The organism is Streptomyces sp. SID11385, assembly GCF_010548245.1.
In the GTDB taxonomy this organism is placed as follows: domain Bacteria; phylum Actinomycetota; class Actinomycetes; order Streptomycetales; family Streptomycetaceae; genus Streptomyces.
On sequence record NZ_JAAGLR010000735.1, the window covers coordinates 1 to 2543 of the forward strand.

A 2543-nucleotide genomic window follows, 5' to 3' on the forward strand; every position below is an offset into this window, starting at 1 on the left:
AGGACCGTCCCGCAGGCGAGGAGCGCGAGCCGCTGCCGGCCCACGCGCGAGCCGAGCCCGGCGGCCGTGTCGTCGCCGAGCGCCAGCGCGGGCAGCGAGCGCGCGGCGGCGAGGGTGAGCGGGACGAGGACGACGAGGAGCCACAGGAGCGGCCAGAACTGCGTCCAGGAGCGCCCGTTGAGGCTCCCGGTCATCCACAGGAACGCCTCCTGCGCCTCGCTCACGTCGGCCGTGGTCATGAGGTACGAGATGACGCTGAGCAGCCCCGTACCGACCCCGATGCCGATGAGGACGAACCGCGCGCCGACGACGCCGCCGCGCCACGACAGCGCGTAGATGAGCGTGCCGGCCGCGAGCGCGCCGACGAGCGCGGCGCCGGAGAGCGCGAGGCCGCTGAGCGAGAGGACGAGGGAGCCGAGCACGGCGGCGGCCGAGGCCCCGCCGCTGATGCCGATGACGTCGGGGCTCGCGAGCGGGTTGCGCAGGACGGTCTGGAAGACGCCGCCCGCCATGCCGAAGGCGGCGCCGACGAGGAGGGCGAGCAGCGCGCGCGGCAGGCGCAGCTCGATGACGACGAAGTGCGCGCCCGCGTCCCCGCCGCCGAAGAGCGCGCCGAGCACGTCGCCGAGCGGGAGGACGTAGTCGCCGACGCACAGCGAGAGGCACAGGAGCGCGAAGACGAGGACGGCGAGCACGCCGCCGGTCCACAACGCGCGCACGCGGCCCCGCCGCCGCACCCCGGAGACGGCCTTGCGGGCCTCGGCGAGGCGGGCGGGGTCGGTACGGACGGTGCCGGTACGGACGGTGCCGGTACGGACGGTGCCGGTACGGACCGCATCGGTGCGGACGGCGTCGGTACGGGCGGTGGAGGCGACGTCGCGCACGGAGTCGGGCGGCTTGGTCACAGCTCCACCAGCTTCCTGCGCCGGACCAGGATGATGAACGGCACGCAGCCGATCGCCGCCGTGATGACCCCGACCTGCACCTCGCCGGGGCGGGCGATCAGCCGCCCGACGATGTCCGCGAGGAGCAGGAGGACGGGGGCGAGGACGGCGGAGTACGGGAGAATCCAGCGGTGGTCGGGGCCCGTGATGAGGCGGGCGGCGTGCGGCACGGCGAGGCCGACGAAGGCGATCGGCCCGACGATCGCGGTCGCGGCGCCGCACAGGAGCACGACGACGAGCGCGGACCCGGCGCGAATGCGGCCGACCTTCTGGCCGAGGCCGCGCGCGAGGTCGTCGCCGAGCGAGAGCGCGTTGAGCGCGGGCCCGAGCGCGAGCGCGAAGACGGCGCCGACCGCGATGAACGGCAGCGCCTGCCACAGGTCCGAGCCGTCGCGCCCGGTGAGCGAGCCGACCTGCCAGAAGCGGTACTGGTCGTAGCTGTCGCGGTCCTTGAGGAGGATCGCGCTGGTCAGGGCGACGAGGACGGCTTGGGTCGCCGTCCCGGCGAGGGCGAGTTTGACGGGCGTCGCGCCCTCGCGGCCGAGCGAGCCGATCCCGTACACGAGCAGCGCCGCGAGGAGCGCGCCGAGGAAACCGAACCAGATGTACTGCGAGGGCGAGGCGAAGCCGAGGAGGCTGATCGCGGCGACGACGGCGACGGAGGAGCCCGCGTTGATGCCGAGGAGTCCCGGGTCGGCGATCGGGTTGCGCGCGACGCCCTGCATGACGCAGCCCGCGAGCCCGAGCGCGATCCCGGCGAGGACGCCGGCGGCGGTGCGCGGGATGCGGACCTCGTGGACGACGAGCTGCCCCTTGTCGCTCAGGTCGGCGTCGAAGAGCGCGTGGAAGACGTCGCCGCCGGAGACCTCGTGACCTGAGCCGACGAAGAGGCTCGCGAGCACTGCGGCGATCAGGAGGAGGAAGCAGAGGAGCAGGCCGAGCGCGAGGGCGGAGCGGGCGCGCGCGGGACGGATACGGGCCTTCGCCTGGGCGGGGGTCTCGGCCGGGGGGAAGGCGGCGGGGTCCTCGGCGAGCGCGGCGGTCGTCGTGCCGCTCGCGGCGCGGGACGCCTGGATGCTCGCGGCCTTCGCGCGCAGCCGCCGTGCGTACGCGGACTCGCTGGGCCGCTCCGGGTGAACCTCCCGGGGGCCGCCGCTCACGGCTCGTGCCTCACTGCGCTGATCCCTTGCTGTACGAAGTAAGGCAAGGCTAACAGTCGATTCCGGCCAGGGATACGCGCGCAAGCGCCACCCACACGGCCACATGTGCCCCCGCCCGGCTCCCACATGGACGCGGAAGAAGCGACGTATCGCCGCGATTCGGTCAAGACTGATCACCATGACCGAGCCCCGCACCGCCCAGGGACACCCCTGTCCCGGCCCGCACCGCCCCCGCCGCCCTCTCTTCCCCCTGGCCGCCGCCCTCACGGGCACGATGGTGCTGGGGGTCGCGGGGATGACGCTGGGGGGAGCGGAGCGGGTGCCGGGGGTGGGGGGCGGGGCGGGAGTACGGGCGGCGGTGGGAGTGACGGCCGGGGCCGGGGCGGGCGCCGGGGGCGGGGCGGCGACGGCGAGTGTGCGGGGAGCGGCGGGGCCGGGG

3 protein-coding genes are annotated in these 2543 nt (G+C 75.2%); 1 reads left to right on the top strand and 2 read right to left on the bottom strand.

Translation table 11 applies throughout. The features are described 5' to 3' along the window. A partial coding sequence (locus G3I42_RS22330) for an iron ABC transporter permease (protein WP_343244624.1) occupies positions 1 to 905 on the bottom strand: 905 nt, incomplete at its 3' end. After that, positions 902 to 1918, bottom strand: a complete 1017-nt coding sequence (locus G3I42_RS22335) for an iron chelate uptake ABC transporter family permease subunit (protein WP_343244625.1) — start codon at positions 1916 to 1918, stop codon at positions 902 to 904. The genes G3I42_RS22330 and G3I42_RS22335, both read right to left, overlap by 4 nt. Positions 1919 to 2282: 364 nt before the next feature. On the opposite strand from G3I42_RS22335, the gene G3I42_RS37060 reads away from it, so the two are divergent. Then, on the top strand, positions 2283 to 2543 hold a 261-nt coding region (locus G3I42_RS37060; protein ID WP_203607162.1), incomplete at its 3' end, for a hypothetical protein.